17 protein-coding genes and 10 tRNA genes are annotated in these 18,797 nt (G+C 41.1%); 8 read left to right on the plus strand and 19 right to left on the minus strand.

Annotated features, from left to right (window positions below):
* From ybeY to miaB, 3 genes are read right to left on the minus strand one after another with little or no spacing between them, the layout of a single operon-like run.
* Positions 1–459: an rRNA maturation RNase YbeY gene (gene ybeY / locus LOC50_RS04405; protein WP_008115159.1), complete on the minus strand. Its 459-nt coding sequence runs from the start codon at positions 457–459 to the stop codon at positions 1–3.
* Positions 460–463: 4 nt separating this feature from the next.
* Positions 464–1,522: a PhoH family protein gene (locus tag LOC50_RS04410; protein WP_069439957.1), complete on the minus strand. Its 1,059-nt coding sequence runs from the start codon at positions 1,520–1,522 to the stop codon at positions 464–466.
* A gap of 54 nt (positions 1,523–1,576) precedes the next feature.
* Positions 1,577–3,022, minus strand: coding sequence for a tRNA (N6-isopentenyl adenosine(37)-C2)-methylthiotransferase MiaB (gene miaB, locus LOC50_RS04415; RefSeq protein WP_069439958.1), 1,446 nt, complete (start codon positions 3,020–3,022; stop codon positions 1,577–1,579).
* A gap of 256 nt (positions 3,023–3,278) precedes the next feature.
* Between miaB and LOC50_RS04420 the strand changes: the two genes are divergently transcribed.
* Positions 3,279–4,460, plus strand: coding sequence for an FAD-dependent oxidoreductase (locus LOC50_RS04420; RefSeq protein ID WP_250653692.1), 1,182 nt, complete (start codon positions 3,279–3,281; stop codon positions 4,458–4,460).
* 124 nt (positions 4,461–4,584) lie between these two features.
* On the opposite strand, the gene LOC50_RS04425 is transcribed toward LOC50_RS04420, so the two are convergent.
* The 16 genes from LOC50_RS04425 to lolB all read right to left on the minus strand — a co-directional run bounded on the left by LOC50_RS04425 (position 4,585) and on the right by lolB (position 11,289).
* Positions 4,585–4,659, minus strand: a tRNA-Gln gene (locus LOC50_RS04425).
* A 39-nt stretch (positions 4,660–4,698) separates the two neighbouring features.
* Positions 4,699–4,783: transfer RNA gene (locus LOC50_RS04430), tRNA-Leu, on the minus strand.
* Between the two features lie 39 nt (positions 4,784–4,822).
* Positions 4,823–4,897: transfer RNA gene (locus LOC50_RS04435), tRNA-Gln, on the minus strand.
* Positions 4,898–4,937: 40 nt separating this feature from the next.
* Positions 4,938–5,022 (minus strand) — tRNA-Leu (locus tag LOC50_RS04440).
* A gap of 66 nt (positions 5,023–5,088) precedes the next feature.
* Positions 5,089–5,163 (minus strand) — tRNA-Gln (locus LOC50_RS04445).
* Positions 5,164–5,204: 41 nt separating this feature from the next.
* A tRNA-Leu gene (locus LOC50_RS04450) sits at positions 5,205–5,289 on the minus strand.
* Positions 5,290–5,465: 176 nt separating this feature from the next.
* Positions 5,466–5,542 (minus strand) — tRNA-Met (locus LOC50_RS04455).
* Between the two features lie 5 nt (positions 5,543–5,547).
* Positions 5,548–5,622, minus strand: a tRNA-Gln gene (locus tag LOC50_RS04460).
* A gap of 39 nt (positions 5,623–5,661) precedes the next feature.
* Positions 5,662–5,746: transfer RNA gene (locus tag LOC50_RS04465), tRNA-Leu, on the minus strand.
* A 149-nt stretch (positions 5,747–5,895) separates the two neighbouring features.
* Positions 5,896–5,972, minus strand: a tRNA-Met gene (locus tag LOC50_RS04470).
* A gap of 323 nt (positions 5,973–6,295) precedes the next feature.
* Positions 6,296–7,387 (minus strand): redox-regulated ATPase YchF, encoded by a 1,092-nt coding sequence (gene ychF / locus LOC50_RS04475; protein WP_036982063.1) that lies wholly within the window; start codon positions 7,385–7,387, stop codon positions 6,296–6,298.
* Between the two features lie 53 nt (positions 7,388–7,440).
* Positions 7,441–8,025 carry an aminoacyl-tRNA hydrolase gene (gene pth / locus LOC50_RS04480; RefSeq protein WP_250653693.1) on the minus strand — a complete coding sequence of 195 codons (585 nt, stop codon included), beginning with the start codon at positions 8,023–8,025 and terminating at the stop codon, positions 7,441–7,443.
* Positions 8,026–8,043: 18 nt separating this feature from the next.
* Positions 8,044–8,658: a 50S ribosomal protein L25/general stress protein Ctc gene (locus LOC50_RS04485; RefSeq protein WP_013465331.1), complete on the minus strand. Its 615-nt coding sequence runs from the start codon at positions 8,656–8,658 to the stop codon at positions 8,044–8,046.
* A 149-nt stretch (positions 8,659–8,807) separates the two neighbouring features.
* Positions 8,808–9,755: a ribose-phosphate pyrophosphokinase gene (locus tag LOC50_RS04490; protein WP_008115168.1), complete on the minus strand. Its 948-nt coding sequence runs from the start codon at positions 9,753–9,755 to the stop codon at positions 8,808–8,810.
* An 86-nt stretch (positions 9,756–9,841) separates the two neighbouring features.
* Positions 9,842–10,699, minus strand: coding sequence for a 4-(cytidine 5'-diphospho)-2-C-methyl-D-erythritol kinase (ispE, locus tag LOC50_RS04495; RefSeq protein WP_138627162.1), 858 nt, complete (start codon positions 10,697–10,699; stop codon positions 9,842–9,844).
* A 2-nt stretch (positions 10,700–10,701) separates the two neighbouring features.
* A complete protein-coding gene (lolB, locus tag LOC50_RS04500) occupies positions 10,702–11,289 on the minus strand; it encodes a lipoprotein insertase outer membrane protein LolB (protein ID WP_138627161.1) in 588 nt (195 codons plus the stop codon).
* 83 nt (positions 11,290–11,372) lie between these two features.
* On the opposite strand from lolB, the gene hemA reads away from it, so the two are divergent.
* From hemA to LOC50_RS04535, 7 genes are all read left to right on the plus strand, one after another.
* Positions 11,373–12,629 (plus strand): glutamyl-tRNA reductase, encoded by a 1,257-nt coding sequence (gene hemA, locus LOC50_RS04505; protein ID WP_024602657.1) that lies wholly within the window; start codon positions 11,373–11,375, stop codon positions 12,627–12,629.
* Positions 12,630–12,636: 7 nt separating this feature from the next.
* The gene (gene prfA / locus LOC50_RS04510; protein ID WP_010388346.1) at positions 12,637–13,722 is read left to right on the plus strand and encodes a peptide chain release factor 1; all 1,086 of its coding nucleotides are present in this window, start codon (positions 12,637–12,639) and stop codon (positions 13,720–13,722) included.
* 2 nt (positions 13,723–13,724) lie between these two features.
* The gene (gene prmC / locus LOC50_RS04515) at positions 13,725–14,564 is read left to right on the plus strand and encodes a peptide chain release factor N(5)-glutamine methyltransferase (protein WP_250653694.1); all 840 of its coding nucleotides are present in this window, start codon (positions 13,725–13,727) and stop codon (positions 14,562–14,564) included.
* Positions 14,565–14,615: 51 nt separating this feature from the next.
* Positions 14,616–16,169 carry a DUF3369 domain-containing protein gene (locus LOC50_RS04520; protein ID WP_138627163.1) on the plus strand — a complete coding sequence of 518 codons (1,554 nt, stop codon included), beginning with the start codon at positions 14,616–14,618 and terminating at the stop codon, positions 16,167–16,169.
* A gap of 18 nt (positions 16,170–16,187) precedes the next feature.
* On the plus strand, positions 16,188–16,562 hold the full coding sequence (locus LOC50_RS04525; protein ID WP_069439964.1) for a SirB2 family protein: 375 nt from the start codon (positions 16,188–16,190) through the stop codon (positions 16,560–16,562).
* A 131-nt stretch (positions 16,563–16,693) separates the two neighbouring features.
* On the plus strand, positions 16,694–17,521 hold the full coding sequence (locus LOC50_RS04530; protein WP_036982077.1) for a tetratricopeptide repeat protein: 828 nt from the start codon (positions 16,694–16,696) through the stop codon (positions 17,519–17,521).
* 21 nt (positions 17,522–17,542) lie between these two features.
* Positions 17,543–18,796 (plus strand): DUF819 family protein, encoded by a 1,254-nt coding sequence (locus LOC50_RS04535; protein ID WP_036982079.1) that lies wholly within the window; start codon positions 17,543–17,545, stop codon positions 18,794–18,796.
* The last annotated feature ends 1 nt before the right edge of the window (position 18,797 follow it).

Here is an 18,797-nt window from a genome sequence, read left to right on the forward strand (position 1 = left end):
TTAAATATCGTCCCGGTATGGGTCTGCTATGTTTAGTTCAGCAAGTAATTGCTTTTCTATACTTTCCATCTCTAACGCATCTTCACTCTTTATATGGTCAAATCCAAGTAAATGCAAGCATCCATGAATAACCATATGGGCAAAGTGGTCATGAAATGACTTTTCTTGCTCTTGGGCCTCAGCCAAAACGATGGCTGGACAAATAATTAAGTCACCCACAAGTGGGATATCAATACCCGGTGGCGCTTCAAATTCAAACGATAATACGTTGGTAGGCTTATTTTTACCGCGGTAGTCATTATTGAGCTGTTGTGACTGTGCTTCATCGCTAATGACAATGGTCAGCTCAGACTCATCGCGGTATTGGCTAAGTACTTTATCGGCCCACATTGCAAACTGCTCAAGGCTGGGTAAGTTGTCAAACTCACACGCGATTTGTAAATCAAGTTCTGTTTTCACTGTATTACTCTTTAGTCGCAGGTTGCTCATGAGAGGCAAGCGCTTCTTTAGCTTGTTGTTTTTCTAATCGCTTAAGGCGCTCACGTTCGTCGTTGCGCTCATAGGCTTCAACGATACGTGCTACCACAGGGTGGCGTACTACATCATGCGATTTAAAAAAGTTAAAGCTAATTTCATCAACGCCATCTAACACATCAATAGCATGACGAAGGCCAGAGCGCGCTCCCCGAGGTAAATCAACTTGGGTTATGTCGCCGGTGATCACCGCTTTAGAATTAAAGCCAATACGAGTTAAGAACATTTTCATTTGCTCTGTGGTGGTATTTTGGCTTTCATCTAAAATAATAAACGCATCATTAAGTGTGCGTCCGCGCATATAAGCCAGTGGAGCAATTTCGATGATGTTTTTTTCAATCAGCTTTTCAACACGCTCAAAGCCAAGCATTTCAAATAAGGCATCGTAAAGTGGGCGTAAGTAAGGGTCTATTTTTTGGCTTAAATCACCGGGTAAAAAGCCAAGTTTTTCACCCGCTTCAACCGCAGGGCGAGTGAGCAATATACGACGTATTTCTTGGCGCTCGAGTGCATCAACTGCCGCCGCAACGGCAAGATAGGTTTTACCTGTACCCGCAGGGCCAATACCAAAGGTAATGTCGTGGTGCAAAATATTAGCAACATATGAGCCTTGGTTATCGTTACGCGGTTTAATCACGCCACGACGGGTTTTAATCATCATTTCTTTGCCGTAGGCGCTACTTGAGGTGTCTTGCTCAAGCGCTTTAGACTCAGTGATGGCTAAATGGACGTTGTCAGGCTCAATTTCGCCAATTTCCCCACGTACAGGCTGAGTATCAATATAAAGGTTTTTTAAGATCTCTACCGCGCCGGCGCTACTGTGTAGTTTACCGGTTACTTTAAAAAAGTTATCACGATGAATAATTTCAACACCTAGACGGCGTTCAATTTGTTTGATGTTTTCGTCAAACGGGCCACATAATGAAGAAAGGCGTTTGTTGTCGGCAGGTTCTAAATAAATCTCTAATGTTTTTAACTGATTACTCAAAATTACTTCCTATTACAGTGCGCCAGCGTTAACTGACGCAATGAATTTTTGCAACTAAGGTACGAAAGTAGCAACGCCAATTTCGTTAGCTGTCTCGGTTTTTTGCTCGCTCGCTGCTTTGGTTAAAATAGCAGAAGGGGCAATTTCGCGGCGTAAGTTCATTTCTGATTCTGTACGAATTAAATCGCCACGTAAAGAGTTTGGTAGTGCCTCGGTAATACGTACATCAACAAACTGACCGATCACTGTGTGTGGACCAACAAAGTTAACTACACGGTTGTTTTCAGTTCGGCCACGTAGTTCCATCGGGTTCTTCTTAGAAGGACCTTCAACTAAAATACGTTGTTCGGTATCAAACATTTGGCGGCTAATTTGCTGTGCCATTTGTGTAATACGGTTTTGTAATAAGTACAGGCGCTCTTTTTTCTCTTGCTCGGTTACGTCATCTGGCAAATCGGCCGCTGGCGTACCTGGGCGTGCACTGTAAATAAAGCTAAAGCTCATATCAAAACCAATATCGTTGATAAGGTTCATGGTCGCTTCAAAATCGGCCTTGCTTTCACCTGGGAAACCTATGATGAAATCTGACGACATACTTAAGTTAGGGCGAATTTTACGTAGCTTACGAATAGTTGATTTGTACTCAAGTGCAGTATGGCCGCGTTTCATTAAGTTTAAAACACGATCTGAGCCACTTTGTACTGGAAGGTGTAAGTGATCAACCAGCTCAGGCACATCGGCATAAGCGTCAATGATGTCAGGTGTAAACTCTACAGGGTGCGAGGTGGTGTAACGAATACGGTCAATCCCGTCAATTGCAGCCACTAAACGAATTAGATCTGAGAAATAGCAAATTTCACCATCGTGTGTATCTCCACGGTATGCATTTACGTTTTGACCTAATAGGTTAACTTCACGTACGCCTTGCTCGGCTAACTGTGCAACTTCTAATAATACATCATCAACAGGGCGGCTTACTTCTTCACCACGGGTGTAAGGTACAACACAGAAAGTACAGTATTTAGAACACCCTTCCATAATTGATACAAACGCAGTAGGACCTTCCGCTTTTGGCTCAGGAAGACGGTCAAATTTTTCAATCTCTGGGAATGAAATATCAACCACTGATGACCCTTTGTTACCTTGCACTTGTTTGATCATTTCAGGTAAACGGTGCAATGTTTGTGGGCCAAAAATAACATCGACAAACGGCGCGCGTTGACGAATTGAATCGCCTTCTTGCGATGCTACACAGCCGCCAACACCAATAATCAGGTCTGGTTTGTCATCTTTTAATAACTTCCAACGACCTAGTTGGTGAAATACTTTCTCTTGCGCTTTTTCACGAATTGAACAGGTGTTAAGTAATATAACATCAGCATCAGCAGCTTCTTCAGTTAGCTGATAGCCGTTGGTCGCATCTAGAAGATCAGCCATTTTCTGAGAGTCGTATTCGTTCATCTGACAACCCCAGGTTTTAATATGCAGCTTTTTGCTCATTGAAATATAGCCTCGTGTTCAATTCGATAGTGGCACAAACATGTGCTAGAAACAGGTATAAGTGGCGCAATTATTAAATTTTGCTCGACTTAAAGGACGCGTATTTTAGCTGGATACACGCTCAAAACCAAGTATAGATTTCATGTTTGTGATCTGAAATCAATATAGTATGGGTTTAATAAGAGAATTAAGCGAAGCGCTCACACAGAGCAAACTAATTACGATACAATCAAAGTAGAGTTAAGTCAGAAGTAAAATGATGAAAGACATGGCTAAAAGTAATGTAATTGTAGTAGGGGGCGGCATGGTTGGTGCCGCTATAGCTATTAAATTAGCGCAACAAGGCAAAGCTGTACGTGTTATTGAAAAACACCCAATAGATGCATCACTAGTGCTTAGCAGTGATGTAGTTGATATACGAGTATCAGCTATTAACCGCTTTTCGGAAAAACTGCTTGATCAGCTCGGTGCTATGCCATTGCTGCGCGAAAATAGACTCGCTCCCTATGAGCGATTAGAAGCTTTTGAGCGTGGTAACGATCATTTAGTATTTGATTGCCATGCCATCAATACCACGCATTTAGGTCATTTAATCGAGAATAAGTTAATTCAAGCAAGCTTATGGCAGCAATTTGGGCAGCATAATATTGAAATGATTAATCCTGCATCGGCTTTAACTGCAATAGAGCAAAACCCTGATAGCATTACCTTACACTATAACGAACAAAGCTATACTGCTGATTTAGTGATTGCAGCCGATGGTGGGCAATCACAATTACGTAGCAAAGCCAATATTGGTATAACTGGGTGGCAATATCAGCAGCATTGTATGGGCGTGCTAATAAAGCTCGATGCACCGCAACAAGTTAAAACATGGCAGCAGTTTACACCTACAGGGCCCGTTGCGTTTTTACCTATGCAAGCACCTTATGCAAATTTAATTTGGTATGACGATGCAAATACCCTCAAAGCATTTAAAGCCCTACAACCTAGCGCATTAAAAGCTCATATTATTGAAAAGTTTCCAAAGCTCGCTGGTGATTTTGAAGTACAAAGCCATGCTATATTTCCTCTAGCAAGGCAGCATGCCAATAATTATTCACAAGGGCGACTCGTTTTAGTGGGTGATGCGGCGCACACCATTAATCCTCTGGCAGGACAGGGCGTTAATTTAGGCTTTCAAGATGTGGCTGCCTTAGCTGAAGTGTTGCGTACAGCTGATGATGTAGGTTGCCCGCTAATGCTTAAAGAGTACGAACGTAGTCGTCGTAACGCTAATTTATTAATGATGAGTATGATGGATGCTTGCTACTTTGGTTTCTCAAACCAAATAACCCCATTAAAATGGGCGCGCAGCACATTTTTAAAGTTAGCTAATAATACAGGGCCGGTAAAAAACTGGGTATTAAAATACGCAATAAGTGGTGAGCTTAGTTAGTTGGTGAAAAGGCTCAAATTTGGGTCTTTTTTTTATATTTGAAAAATGTGGTATTGGGTTATAAAAGTAAAAATATTAGTGGTTTTGAAGCTAGTGTGGGGGGCAATCAAAGAAACATGCAAATTGGCTGGGATACCAGGATTTGAACCTGGGAATGCCAGGATCAAAACCTGGTGCCTTACCGCTTGGCGATATCCCAACTCTAAATTTGGATGAGTTTTAGTTCTAATTAAGAACATGGTGCGGAAGGAGAGACTTGAACTCTCACATCCTAAGATACTGGAACCTAAATCCAGCGCGTCTACCAATTCCGCCACTCCCGCAGTTCTTATTCTTATACAACATTCTTTGGTAGAAGAAGTTGGCTGGGATACCAGGATTTGAACCTGGGAATGCCAGGATCAAAACCTGGTGCCTTACCGCTTGGCGATATCCCAACTAAGAAATTGCTGATAATTTTAATTCTTATCAAGAATATGGTGCGGAAGGAGAGACTTGAACTCTCACATCCTAAGATACTGGAACCTAAATCCAGCGCGTCTACCAATTCCGCCACTCCCGCATACAAATTTATGTCTATACTCTTAACAGAGTATTTCTTAATTCAACATTCTTTGGTAGAAGAAGTTGGCTGGGATACCAGGATTTGAACCTGGGAATGCCAGGATCAAAACCTGGTGCCTTACCGCTTGGCGATATCCCAACTAAGAAATTGCTGATAATTTTAATTCTTATCAAAGAATATGGTGCGGAAGGAGAGACTTGAACTCTCACATCCTAAGATACTGGAACCTAAATCCAGCGCGTCTACCAATTCCGCCACTCCCGCATCGAGTATGCAGGTCATACTGTTTTAGAACCTAAATCCAGCGTCTAATTCAAGACAACTGCCAATTCCGCCACTCCCGCATTATCACTTTGAATTAATCAAAGAAATGGTAGTTATTTTAAACTCTTCATTGAGCTGCAATTTTAACTCTTGCAGAGCCACTTCAAAAAAAGAAATGGTGGCTAAGACGGGATTTGAACCTGTGACCCCATCATTATGAGTGATGTGCTCTAACCAACTGAGCTACTTAGCCATTGTTGGCTGGGATACCAGGATTTGAACCTGGGAATGCCAGGATCAAAACCTGGTGCCTTACCGCTTGGCGATATCCCAACAATAAACAATTGATAGTTTTAATTCTTATCAAGAATATGGTGCGGAAGGAGAGACTTGAACTCTCACATCCTAAGATACTGGAACCTAAATCCAGCGCGTCTACCAATTCCGCCACTCCCGCATCGAGTATACAGGTAACAATGTTTTAGAACCTAAATCCAGCGTCTAATTCAAGACAACTGCTAATTCCTCAACTCCCGTATTATCACTTTGAATAAATCAAAGAAATGGTAGTTATTTTAAACTCTTCATTGAGCAACAAAAAGTAAATGGTGGCTAAGACGGGATTTGAACCTGTGACCCCATCATTATGAGTGATGTGCTCTAACCAGCTGAGCTACTTAGCCATCTTTTTTGTTAACACTTCATCGCTGAGTGCGGGGCGTATTATGCTGATATGCCCCAAATTCGTCAACACCTTTTTTGTAAAAAAACACTTAAGTTGGTTTGTTTGCAGGAAAAATAGGCTAACCGGCTACTTTTTAATTAAAACGTTGCTTTTTTTAACACTCTTTGTGAGCTTTGTATTGTAATTTTGGCTTTGCCTTACAATTCAAAGCCTATAGTAAGGGTAGACTAATTATTACTTTTATTCGGCTGAAAAATAAAAAGGCTCGTAAAAACGAGCCTTTAAAAAACAATGAGCCACTTAACGTGGTACCATGTTTAATTATACGTTGAACAAGAAGTTCATTACATCGCCATCTTTAACGATGTACTCTTTACCTTCTTGGCGCATTTTACCTGCTTCTTTTGCACCGCTTTCACCTTTAAATGCAATAAAGTCATCAAAAGCAATTGTTTGTGCGCGGATAAAGCCACGTTCAAAGTCGGTATGAATTTTACCTGCTGCTTGTGGCGCTGTTGCACCTACTGGGATAGTCCATGCACGTACTTCTTTTACACCCGCAGTAAAGTAAGTTTGCAAATGTAGTAGCTCATAGCCACCACGAATAACAAGGTTAAGCCCTGGCTCTTCAAGACCTAGGTCAGCCATAAACTCTAATTTGTCTTCTTCGTCAAGCTCAGATAGCTCAGATTCGATAGCTGCACACACAGGTACAACAACCGCATCCTCAGCAGCCGCTATTTCACGGACACGGTCAAGTAGTGGGTTATTTTCAAATCCGTCTTCAGCCACGTTAGCAATATACATAGTTGGCTTGATAGTTAAGAAGTTAATAGGCGCAATGGCTGCTTTTTCTTCTTTTGTTAGTGCTAAAGAACGTAAAGTTAAGCCTTCATCAAGATGCACTTTTACTTTTTCAAGTACCGCATTTTGCTCTTTTGCGTCTTTATCGCCACCTTTTGCTTTTTTCGCATTACGGAATATTGCTTTATCAGCACTGTCCATATCAGCAAGTACTAGCTCGGTGTTGATCACGTCAATATCGTCCGCAGGGTCGATAGTACCAGCAACGTGAATAACGTTTTCATCTTCAAAACAACGAACTACATGGCCAATCGCATCTGTTTCACGAATATTTGCTAAAAACTGATTGCCTAGGCCTTCACCTTTCGATGCACCTTTAACTAAACCTGCAATATCCACAAATTCCATACTAGTTGTAATAATACGTTGCGGGTTAACAATTTTAGCAAGTTCGTCTAGGCGAGGATCTGGCACCGGTACCACACCTGTATTAGGTTCAATGGTACAAAAAGGAAAGTTAGCGGCTTCAATACCCGCTTTAGTCAATGCATTGAAAAGTGTTGATTTACCAACATTAGGCAAGCCAACGATGCCACATTTAAAACCCATAGTAAGATACCTTGTTTAGATTCGTTTAATACGTGCGTACGTATACCCAAAAATTAGGGTTTAAACGAATGTAGTCTGTTTTGTGCTTTTAACACACCGTCTTTAGCAAGTATTTCCATACAACGAACTGCTTCATCAACTGCGGCATCCATTTTTTCTTGATCGTCCTTGGCTGCTTTACCAAGCACCCAACCGGTGACCATTTCGCGATGTCCTGGATGACCTACACCTATGCGTAAGCGCATAAAGTCTTTTTGATTTGCCATTTTTGCAATAATGTCTTTTAAGCCATTATGACCGCCATGTCCGCCGCCTTTTTTTAATTTAGCAACGCCCGGGTCTAAATCCAATTCATCATGGGCAACAAGTATGTCTTCCACGGGGATTTTAAAAAAATTGGCTAAACTACTCACCGCTTTGCCACTTAAGTTCATGTAAGTGGTGGGGATCAGTAATTTGAATTCTTTGCCTTTAATAATCACTTTACCAGTAAGGCCGTGATATTTAGGGTCGTGTTTTAGCGTGCAGTTGTAGCGTGCAGCGAGTTCTTGAATGAACCAAGCACCTGCGTTGTGGCGTGTATTTGAGTATTCGGGGCCTGGATTAGCCAGGCCCACAAGCATTTGAATAGAATTCAAGGTGCGAGACCTTAAATATTATTCTGCAGCGTCTGAAGCGTCGTCTTCAGTTGGAGCTGCTTTGTTAGCTTTGATAGTAACGATAGACTGATCGTGGCCTTCGCCTTTACCAAGCTCAACAGATTGAACACCTTTAGGGAACGCAAGATCTGTAAGGTGGATTGAATCACCAGCAACAAGATCAGATACGTCTACTTCGATGAATTCTGGAAGTGACTTAGGAAGACAAGAAATCTCAACTTCAGTTAACTGGTGAACAACAGTTGCACCTAACTTAGTTACTTTCTCTTCACCGATGAAGTGTAAAGGAACCTTAGTTACTAGTTTATGAGTTGCGTCTACACGTTGGAAATCAAGGTGAGTAAGCTTAGGCTTGAAAGGGTGACGTTGGATATCTTTTAAGATTGCTTCAACTTTCTCGCCACCTACATTTAATGTAAGGATGTGAGTGTAAAAGCCTTCGTCTTCTTGTGCTTTGATCATATCTTTATGAGCAAAAGTAAGCGATACCGCTTCTTTATCAGCTCCATAAAGGATTGCCGGCACTTTGTCTTCGCGACGTAGGCGGCGGCTCGCACCAGTACCAGTTTCTACGCGAAGTTCAGCGTCATAAGTATAAGTTGTGTTAGACATGATGTCTCCAATAATTAAAAGTGTTAGGGCCTTTGCGACCAAGGTCCCTAGCCAAAAGGCGCGCTATCATACCACTGCGGGTTTATAAAATAAACATCGCTTACAAAAAAAGCGCCAAAAGGCGCTTTTATACTCATTAATGTTTAACTTTAGTGTTCAAACATTGCCGAGATAGATTCTTCGTTGCTAATGCGACGAATAGTCTCTGCTAACATATCTGCAAGTGTTAATACTTTTACAATATCAAGCGCTTTTAGTTCGTCAGACAGTGGAATTGAGTCAGTTACAATCACTTCATCAATCACAGAGTTACGTAAGTTTTCTGCAGCTGTACCAGAAAGAATAGGGTGAGTAGCGTAAGCAAATACGCGTTTAGCACCATGCTCTTTAAGAGCTTCAGCTGCTTTACACAATGTACCACCGGTATCAATCATGTCATCAACAATAATACAATCACGACCTTCAACGTCACCAATAATATGCATTACTTGAGAAACATTAGCTTGAGGGCGACGTTTATCAATAATAGCTAGGTCGGTATCGTTTAATAGTTTTGCAATTGCACGGGCACGTACAACACCACCAATATCAGGTGATACAACAACCACGTCATCAAAGTCGCGGTTTTTCATATCTTCTAATAATACCGGGCTGCCAAATACGTTATCTACTGGTACATCGAAGAAGCCTTGGATTTGCTCAGCATGTAAATCAACCGTAAGAACGCGGTCAACACCTACACTTGATAAGAAATCTGCAACCACTTTAGCTGTAATTGGCACACGCGCAGAACGTACACGACGATCTTGACGAGCATAACCAAAATAAGGAATAACAGCAGTGATACGACCGGCAGATGCACGGCGTAGCGCATCAACCATAACGATAAGTTCCATTAGGTTATCGTTAGTAGGGGCACAGGTTGATTGTAAGATAAAAACATCCGAGCCACGAACATTTTCATTAATTTGAACACTGATCTCACCGTCACTAAAACGGCCAACAACAGCATCGCCTAATTCAATATATAAACGTTTTGCAACTTTTTGAGCTAGGTCAGGTGTTGCGTTACCAGCGAAGAGCTTCATGTCAGGCACGGTAGGGTTCCTCAGGCACTGAATTTTTGGACTAACTTACATTGAATGAACAAAGTAGGTTAACTTATGATTACTTGTACGTTACTTCATTTATCAATGATGGCGGCTAACTCCGTGTGAGCAGGAGAAGTATTAACGCTTGATGCGATAAATCCCTGCCAAGTATGGGGGAGGTTAGCAAGTACATCTTGTGCTTGAACTTGACTAGCAAATTCAACAAAACAACATGAACCTGTTCCGGTCATCTTTGATGGGGCGTATTTTAGCAACCACTGCAGGGTTTTTTCAACCTCGGGACACAGCTTTTTCACTAAAGGCTCACAATCGTTAGTTAAAACCTGCTGTTGCCAGTCACCTAAAAGTTTAGGCGTGTCACGTTTTAAATCGGGGTGAGTAAATATTTGTGCAGTACTGACATGCTGGTTTGGAAAAACTACGCAGTACCATTTTTGTGGCAATTTAACATACTCTAATTGCTCGCCAACGCCATGTGCTATGGCACTTTTACCTTTAATGAATACAGGTACGTCTGCACCGAGCTTCAAGCCTAAATCTGCAAGTTCATCTAATGTAAGAGCGGTATTCCATAGTGTATTTAGCGCTAAAAGTGTTGTTGCGGCATCGGATGAACCACCACCAACACCTCCGCCCATAGGCAAACGTTTAGTTAAATTTATTTTTGCACCTAAATTCACTTTACACTGAGTTTGCAATAATAAAGCTGCTTTATAAATTAAGTTGTCAGTTAGTGCAATGCCATGGGTGTCACCGCTAATACTAATATTTTTATCATTAGTAAGCGTAAAATGGAGCTCGTCGCCATAGTTCAAAAATGTAAACAGGGTTTCTAATTCATGATAGCCATCATCACGGCGACCATTAATATGTAAAAATAAATTTAGCTTCGCCGGCGCAATCAGCGAAAGTTCAAAGGGAGTATTCATAATTAGTTAAACTGCCAATCGTAGAGTTTGATTTTAATTTTAATCTTTTCATGTGTTAAGGTTAGCGCGTTAGGTAACCAAAAACCGTGTTTTTGTATGTAACTGGTGTAGTTTATTTGCCATTTTTTGCCAGCGTCATCAAACCATAACACGCTTTTAGCACGGCCTAATTGATCGACTTCTAAGGTTTGATCGTCAATAGTGGCTTTTAACCATGGGCCGGCGTTATTTACCGGTAAAGTAAACCCCGTTAAGCGTTGTAAAAGTCTACTCGCATTAGTATCAAAATACGGTTGGTCATCAAATATTAATTCAGCCCCCACTGCGGTTTGTTTGAGCGATAAAATTCGGGTGCCAATAAATGTGGTTAACACTAAATGATTACTATTTTGTGTTTGTTGCCAATTTAAGTTAGCAGATTGGCGCTCATCAGGGCTAATAAACGCTAATTTACCTTCCACCTGCCAAGTTTTTTGTGTACTAAGACGTAACTTCCAGTCTTCGTAAGCTTCTGTATTGTAGTTGTTTTTATTGGCGCAGCCCGTTAAAAAAATAAATAACAGGGTTAAAATAAAATATTGTCGAGTCAAATGTTGTTCCTTACTTTCCATATTCCTGAGATTTTTGATAAAATTGCCGCCTATGTAGTAGGGCTCAGCAATATTTGGCAGATATGACCATAATAGCACTTGGTATTAATCACAAAACCGCATCCGTAGAATTACGAGAAAAAGTGGCCTTTTCGCCTGAGCAAATTTCAGAGGCGCTACAACAATTAAGTGGCCATGCCGACTTTAATGAAGCGGTTATTGTCTCTACCTGTAATCGCACTGAAGTGTATTGTAGCCTTGCGCAGCAAAATTCCCAAACATTGTTGCAATGGTTGGCCAGTTTCCATGGTTTAGATGAACATGAACTGAGTAAAAATATCTACTGTCATGAAGACAGCGCTGCAATAAACCATTTGATGCGTGTAGCCTGTGGGCTTGACTCGCTGGTGTTAGGCGAACCACAAATTTTAGGGCAAATAAAACAAGCCTATAATAGTGCCAAAACTCATGATGCGGTGGGCGTTACGTTTGATCGTTTGTTTCAAAAAACGTTTTCGGTGGCAAAAGAAGTCCGTACCGAAACCAACATTGGTGCCAGTGCAGTATCGGTTGCCTTTGCGGCAGTTAATTTAGCAAAGCATATTTATGGAAAGCTGGATAAAACCAAGGTGTTACTCATTGGTGCCGGTGAAACCATAGAGCTGGTAGCAAAACATTTATACCAAAATGAACCGCAAAAAATTACTGTTGCCAACAGAACAATAGAAAGAGCGCGCAGTTTAGCCGATGAAGTATCAGCCGATGTTATTGCGTTGGCACAATTGCCTGAACGTTTGCATCAAGCTGATATTGTGATTAGCTCCACCGCCAGCACTTTACCTATTATTGGTAAAGGTGTAGTTGAGCAAGCACTTAAACAACGCCGCTATAAGCCGATGCTGTTTATTGATATAGCTGTACCACGCGATATTGAAAGCCAAGTCGGTGAACTCGACGACGCCTACTTGTACTCGGTCGATGACTTACAAGCGATTGTTAGTGAAAACATGGCTGCTCGTGAACAAGCGGCTGAGCAAGCACAAATTATTATTAGTGAGCGCACCAAAGAGTTTTTTATGTGGTTGCGCTCGCTTGATTCAGTGGATTTAATTCGCCATTACCGTAATGATGTACAAACAACAAAAGCAGAACTTGTAGATAGGGCGCTTAGTCAGCTAAATACAGGTAAAGATGCAGAAAAAGTAATTTTAGAGCTGGCCAATAAATTAACCAATCGCTTAATGCACGCGCCTACCCGTGCCATCCAAGATGCAGCGAAAAAAGGTGAAGTGGCTCAGTTAAACCAATTGAAAAAAATGTTAGGTATAGATCAGGAATAACAGTTAAATGAAAGAGTCCGTTTATCGTAAATTAGAAACCTTAGTTGAGCGCTACGAAGAAGTTCAAGCGCTACTAAGTGACCCATCGGTCATTAGTGATCAAAACCGCTTCCGTACTCTTTCAAAAGAATACTCTGAGCTTGAAGAAGTGGTGAAAACGTTTTTAGCATACCAGCAAGCACAAGAAGACTTGAGTAGCGCTGAAGAAATGCTAAAAGATTCAGATCCTGAAATGCGCGAAATGGCACAAGAAGAATATAAAGAAGCAAAAGCACAGATTTCGACTTTAGAAGACGACATTCAAGTGCTTATGTTGCCTAAAGATCCGAGAGACAACAACAATGTATTTTTAGAGGTTCGTGCAGGAACAGGGGGCGATGAAGCTGCTATTTTTGCTGGCGACTTATTCAGAATGTACAGCCGTTACGCAGAAACAAAAAAATGGAAAGTAGAGGTTGTTACCACCAACGAAGGTGAGCACGGTGGTTACAAAGAAGTAATTGCTAACATCAGCGGTGAAGGTGTTTATGGGCAATTAAAATTTGAATCAGGCGTCCACCGTGTACAGCGCGTCCCAGAAACTGAGTCACAAGGGCGCGTACATACCTCCGCCTGTACTGTTGCTGTAATGGCTGAAGTACCAGAAGCAGAAGCCATCGAAATCAATACGGCCGATATTAAAGTTGATACCTTTAGAGCATCGGGCGCGGGTGGTCAGCACGTTAATAAAACCGACTCTGCCATTCGTATTACCCATTTACCAACCGGTGTTGTGGTTGAGTGTCAAGATGAGCGCTCTCAACATAAAAACCGTGCAAAAGCGATGTCGGTATTGGCGGCGCGTTTGCAACAGGCTGAAGATGAAAAACGTCATGCTGCTGAGGCGTCTGAACGTCGTAATTTAGTGGGCAGTGGCGATCGTTCTGAGCGTATTCGCACATACAACTATCCGCAGGGGCGCATTACCGATCACCGTATTAACTTAACGCTTTATCGTTTAAACGAAGTGGTAGCCGGTGATTTAGGCGCTGTGGTTGAGCCGCTAATGCAAGAGCATCAGGCCGACTTATTAGCAGCGATGGGCGACGATTAATCGTGAACCTCACTGTTGAAAACGCTATTACTACCGGTGCTAATTTATTAGCATCAAGTAGTGATAGCGCAAAGTTAGATGCTCAAGTACTACTGCTTAATATTTTACAAAAGCCACGTAGTTATTTATTTACTTGGCCAGAAAAACAATTAACGGATGAGCAATCACAAGCGTTTGAGCGTGCATGTGAGCGTCGTTTAAACGGCGAGCCTGTTTCGCACATTACCGGCTGTCGTGAATTTTGGAGTTTACAGCTTGAAGTAAATCCAACAACGCTCATTCCTCGCCCTGATACAGAAACCTTAGTTGAGCTTGCGCTTTCATGTAATGTACCAAATGATGCCAAAGTGCTCGATTTAGGCACAGGCACTGGAGCAATTGCACTTGCGCTTGGTAGTGAAATGCCTACATGGGATATTATTGCCGTTGATCGTATTGATGATGCGGTAGCACTGGCCAAACGTAATCAAAAACGATTAGCGATAAATAATGTGTGTGTTAAACAAAGCAATTGGTTTAGCGCGTTAAATAATAAAAAATTTGATCTAATTGTAACCAACCCTCCCTATATAGAATATAACGATAAACACTTGCATCAAGGTGATGTGCGCTTTGAGCCTTTGTCTGCATTGGTTGCAGATGATGCTGGATTAGCTGATATTAAACAAATAATTACGCAATCACGTGACTATTTACATTCTAATGGCTATCTTTTAATTGAACACGGATTTGAGCAAAGTGCAGCTGTTCGCCATATATTCAACCAAATGGCGTTTATAAATGTAAGCACAGTGAAAGATCTTGGTAATAACGACCGCGTAACTTTCGGACAATGGCCTTAACTTATTAAAAATAGCCCCGTTGTTTGCATATGTTTTAAGGAACTCTTTGTGATGGAAGATTTTTTATTTTCAAATGAACAACCACCTGAAGTAGTAAGTGAAGAGCAAGGAACATGGAAAGTTCTAATTGTTGATGATGAACCCGAGGTTCATGCTGTTACGCGTTTAGCGTTGAGTGATTTTAAGTTTCAAGATAGACGCTTGGAGTTTATTAGTGCTTATTCCGGCGCAGAAGCGAAAAAGTTGATTGATGATCATCCTGATGCGGCCATCATCCTACTCGATGTTGTTATGGAAACAGACGATGCGGGTTTGCAAGTAGCAAAATACATTCGTGATACCGTTAAAAATAATTATATTCGCATTATTCTACGAACCGGGCAGCCAGGCCAAGCACCCGAGCGCCAAGTAATCGTAAATTACGATATTAATGACTATAAATCTAAAACTGAACTCACCGCACAAAAATTATTCACCGTTATGATGGCAAGTCTTCGCTCGTATCGCGATATTATTTCGATTGAGCAATCGCGTGAGGGACTAGAAAAAATAATCACTGCTTCGCGCAATATTTTTGCAACCCATTCAATGGATAACTTTATTGAAGGCGTGATGCAGCAGCTTACTTCTTTACTAAACGTTGCTGATGAAGCCATGTATGCCACCACCTTAGTTGCACAAAATCCGTCAGAGGAGATGAATAAAAAACTGATTGTTTGCTCTGGTACCGGTGATTTTGCGAAGCGCGAGGGAGAAGAGCTAGAAACCGTACTACCAGAAAACCAACTGTTAGCGTGCCAAGAGGCCCTTGCTAATAAAGCAATTGTGTATAGAGATGATTATTTGTTTGCTTATTGCAGCAGTAAATTTAACCATAATTCAATGTTATTTGTATCGGGTGTGCCGTCAAAGTTGACGGATACACAACGAAACTTAATTGAAATCTTTTCTCAAAATGTGCAGTTGGCATTTGAAAATGTGCAGTTACACACTGAAGTTGAAGCCACACAACAAGAGCTTGTTTATCGTTTAAGTGAAGCCGTTGAACAGCGCTCGTGCGAAACGGGTAATCATGTAAAACGGGTTGCTTATATTTGTTATGAATTAGCATTAGCCTACGGGTTATCTGAAGAGCAAGCGAATTTAATTCGCTTTGCATCGCCTTTACATGATGTGGGTAAAATAGGTATTCCGGATGCAATTTTAAATAAGCCTGACAAGTTAAACAGCGAAGAGTGGGAAGTTATGAAAACTCATGCTGGAAAAGGCTATGCTATTTTGAAAGATTCACCGCGTAAAATAGTCAGCGCAGGGGCATTAATCGCACAGCAGCACCACGAAAAGTGGGATGGTTCTGGTTACCCTAGTGGATTAAAGGGGGAGCGTATTGATATTTTTGCCAGAATAGTGGCATTGGCTGATGTGTATGATGCACTGCGCCATAAACGTTGTTATAAAGGTGCGTGGACACTTGAAGAAGCGGTTGCGGAGATAAACGCAAATAAAGGAACGCATTTTGATCCTAAACTTGTTGATGTATTTAATGATAAACTTGAAGACCTTGAAGCGGTACTTTTACGCTTTCCTGACAAAACACATAACTAAACAGAAGTAACAATACCTATGGATTATTTAGCATTAAAACACTCACACATGGCCATTGCGCTAGTGAGTATTATTTTATTTTACGTACGTTCTTTTTCTCGTATGGGCAGTGGCAGCCTTGCCAAAAATAAGTTGGTTTTTATTGGTAGCCACAGTATAGACACTTTATTGATTGTTTCAGCCATCGGTTTAATGGCAATGGCTAAAATAAACCCATTAGAGCAGCTTTGGTTATTAGAAAAAATTATTCTAGTTATCGTTTATATTGTTGTGGGTATTATTAGCGCTAAACAAACGACAACCGTTCCAAAAGTTGTATTTTTAGTACTTAACACCGCTGTTATTTCAGCTATTGGTTACTTAGCAACAGCTAAAGCCCCGCTGTTGTTATAATTAACAATGCCTATTTAAGCTTTGCACACCAAAGGTGTAAAGCTTACCTCTTCAATTCATTTCTGATTATTGGTATCTAGCTTTAAAATTAGGTAAACTACGTCCTCGTTTTCTAGAATGTTGTAGTATGAATGACCACCCTCGGGTTTGATGAACACGATGAATCTTATATAGAAGATGCTTACGATGATTTTTTGCCGCCGGCTATATATCGTTGTATCAAAGCGGAAGCTAAATGGGATTCTCAAATAGACTTAACACCAAGTCTTGAAATACTTACTGCGTTTGAGCAGCAAATAGAGGCTATTTGTCAGCAGATGCCGGACGAACACGATCGCCTAGATAAACTACTTGATAGCTTTTATAGTGAGTGGCTATTTAGTGCATCAAGCTTGAAAGTTCCTGAGTATAAGTTAAATAGCATCAGCTATACCTTGTCTATGCGCAGTGGCACACCGACAACCTTAGCTATTTTGTTATGCCACTTTTTACAGCATGCTAAACTCGATGCCAGTGTAAGTATAACTCAAGGCGAAGTGGGCATTCACGTCGCAATGAGTGATGAAGAGGGTTATCTTGTTGACCCTAGCAGTGGCCAACAAAGTTGGTACATCATTCCTGAAAATATTGATGAAGAAAATCCTCAAGAACAAGAGCCTTTAGAGCTTATTTTTGAAGACGAAGTGTATAAATTATTTTTAGCGCAGCAAAAATGGTCTTTCATTAGTGAAAATAAATTTGGTCATGCGTTAACTTGCGTTGATTTATTAATGGAAATATTAGGTGATGATCCCTATGAGCGACGCGACAGAGGTTATTTACTAAATCAGCTTGGCTGCCCTAAAATGGCACGAGATGATTTACAGTTTTTTGTTGATGAATGTCCTGATGATCCTGCTATTGAAATCATTCTACATCAAATTGAAGAACTTGAAGACAATCATAAAACTCACCACTAAGAATAAAAAATAGGAAATGTTATGGCTGATCCCCAAACTGCATTAATTACCAATGATGCCGTTGTACTTGGTTTATTGGCGATTATTTTAGGGTTTATTTTCAAAACCTCAAATAGTCAACGCCCAGGTCTTGTGGCATTTTATAAATATGTACCGGCATTATTGTTGTGTTATTTTTTGCCATCATTGTTAAATACCTTTGGTATTGTTGATGGTTCTCAATCTAACGTGTATTACGTCGCTTCGCGATATTTACTGCCTGCGTGTTTAATTTTGCTTACCATCAGTATTGATTTAAAAGCGATTATTAATTTAGGTCCTAAAGCATTAATTATGTTTTTAACCGGCACCGCAGGTATTGTGATTGGTGGCCCATTAGCTATTTTAATAATGAGTGCTGTTTATCCAGAAGCGGTAGGTGGACATGGCCCTGACGCTGTTTGGCGTGGTATGACAACCATTGCAGGTAGCTGGATTGGTGGCGGTGCAAACCAAGCATCTATGAAAGAAATGTTTGAAGTGGGTGGCGATATTTTCTCAGCCATGGTCACCGTGGATGTGATAGTGGCTAATTTATGGATGGCAGTATTATTATTAATGGCAGCTAATCATAAAGCGATTGACGCTAAAGCCGGTGCAGATACCACCGCGATTGAAGACTTAAAGCAACGTGTTGAAAAATACCATGCAGAGCATGCGCGTATGCCAACGCTAAATGATTACATGATGATTATAGCTATTGCCTTTGGTATTACCGGTTTAGCGCACTTTTGTGCAGATATTTTAGGACCCTTCTTTGCCAATAATTATGCGTGGGCAAAAGAATACAGTTTAAACAGTAAGTTCTTTTGGCTTATTGTTATATCAACGACGATAGGTATTTGCTTATCGTTTACCAAAGTACGCCATATTGAGGCGTTTGGTTCATCGAAAGTGGCGTCAGCCTTTTTGTATATTTTAGTGGCATCGATTGGCCTGCATATGAATGTAATGGCGATTTTTGATTCACCGATGTATTTTGTTATTGGTGCAATTTGGATGTTAACTCACGCAAGTTTAATGCTCATTGTGGCTAAATTAATTAAAGCGCCGTTATTTTATATGGCTGTTGGCTCACAGGCCAATGTAGGTGGCGCAGCGTCTGCCCCTGTTGTGGCCGCTGCGTTTCATCCGTCACTGGCACCGGTCGGCGTATTATTAGCTGTACTTGGCTATGGTGTAGGTACATATATGGCATATATTTGTGGATTAATGATGCAAGCAGTTGCACCATAAG

Origin of the sequence: Pseudoalteromonas sp. SCSIO 43095 (assembly GCF_023650455.1) — a bacterium.
GTDB classification, from domain to species: domain Bacteria; phylum Pseudomonadota; class Gammaproteobacteria; order Enterobacterales; family Alteromonadaceae; genus Pseudoalteromonas; species Pseudoalteromonas tetraodonis.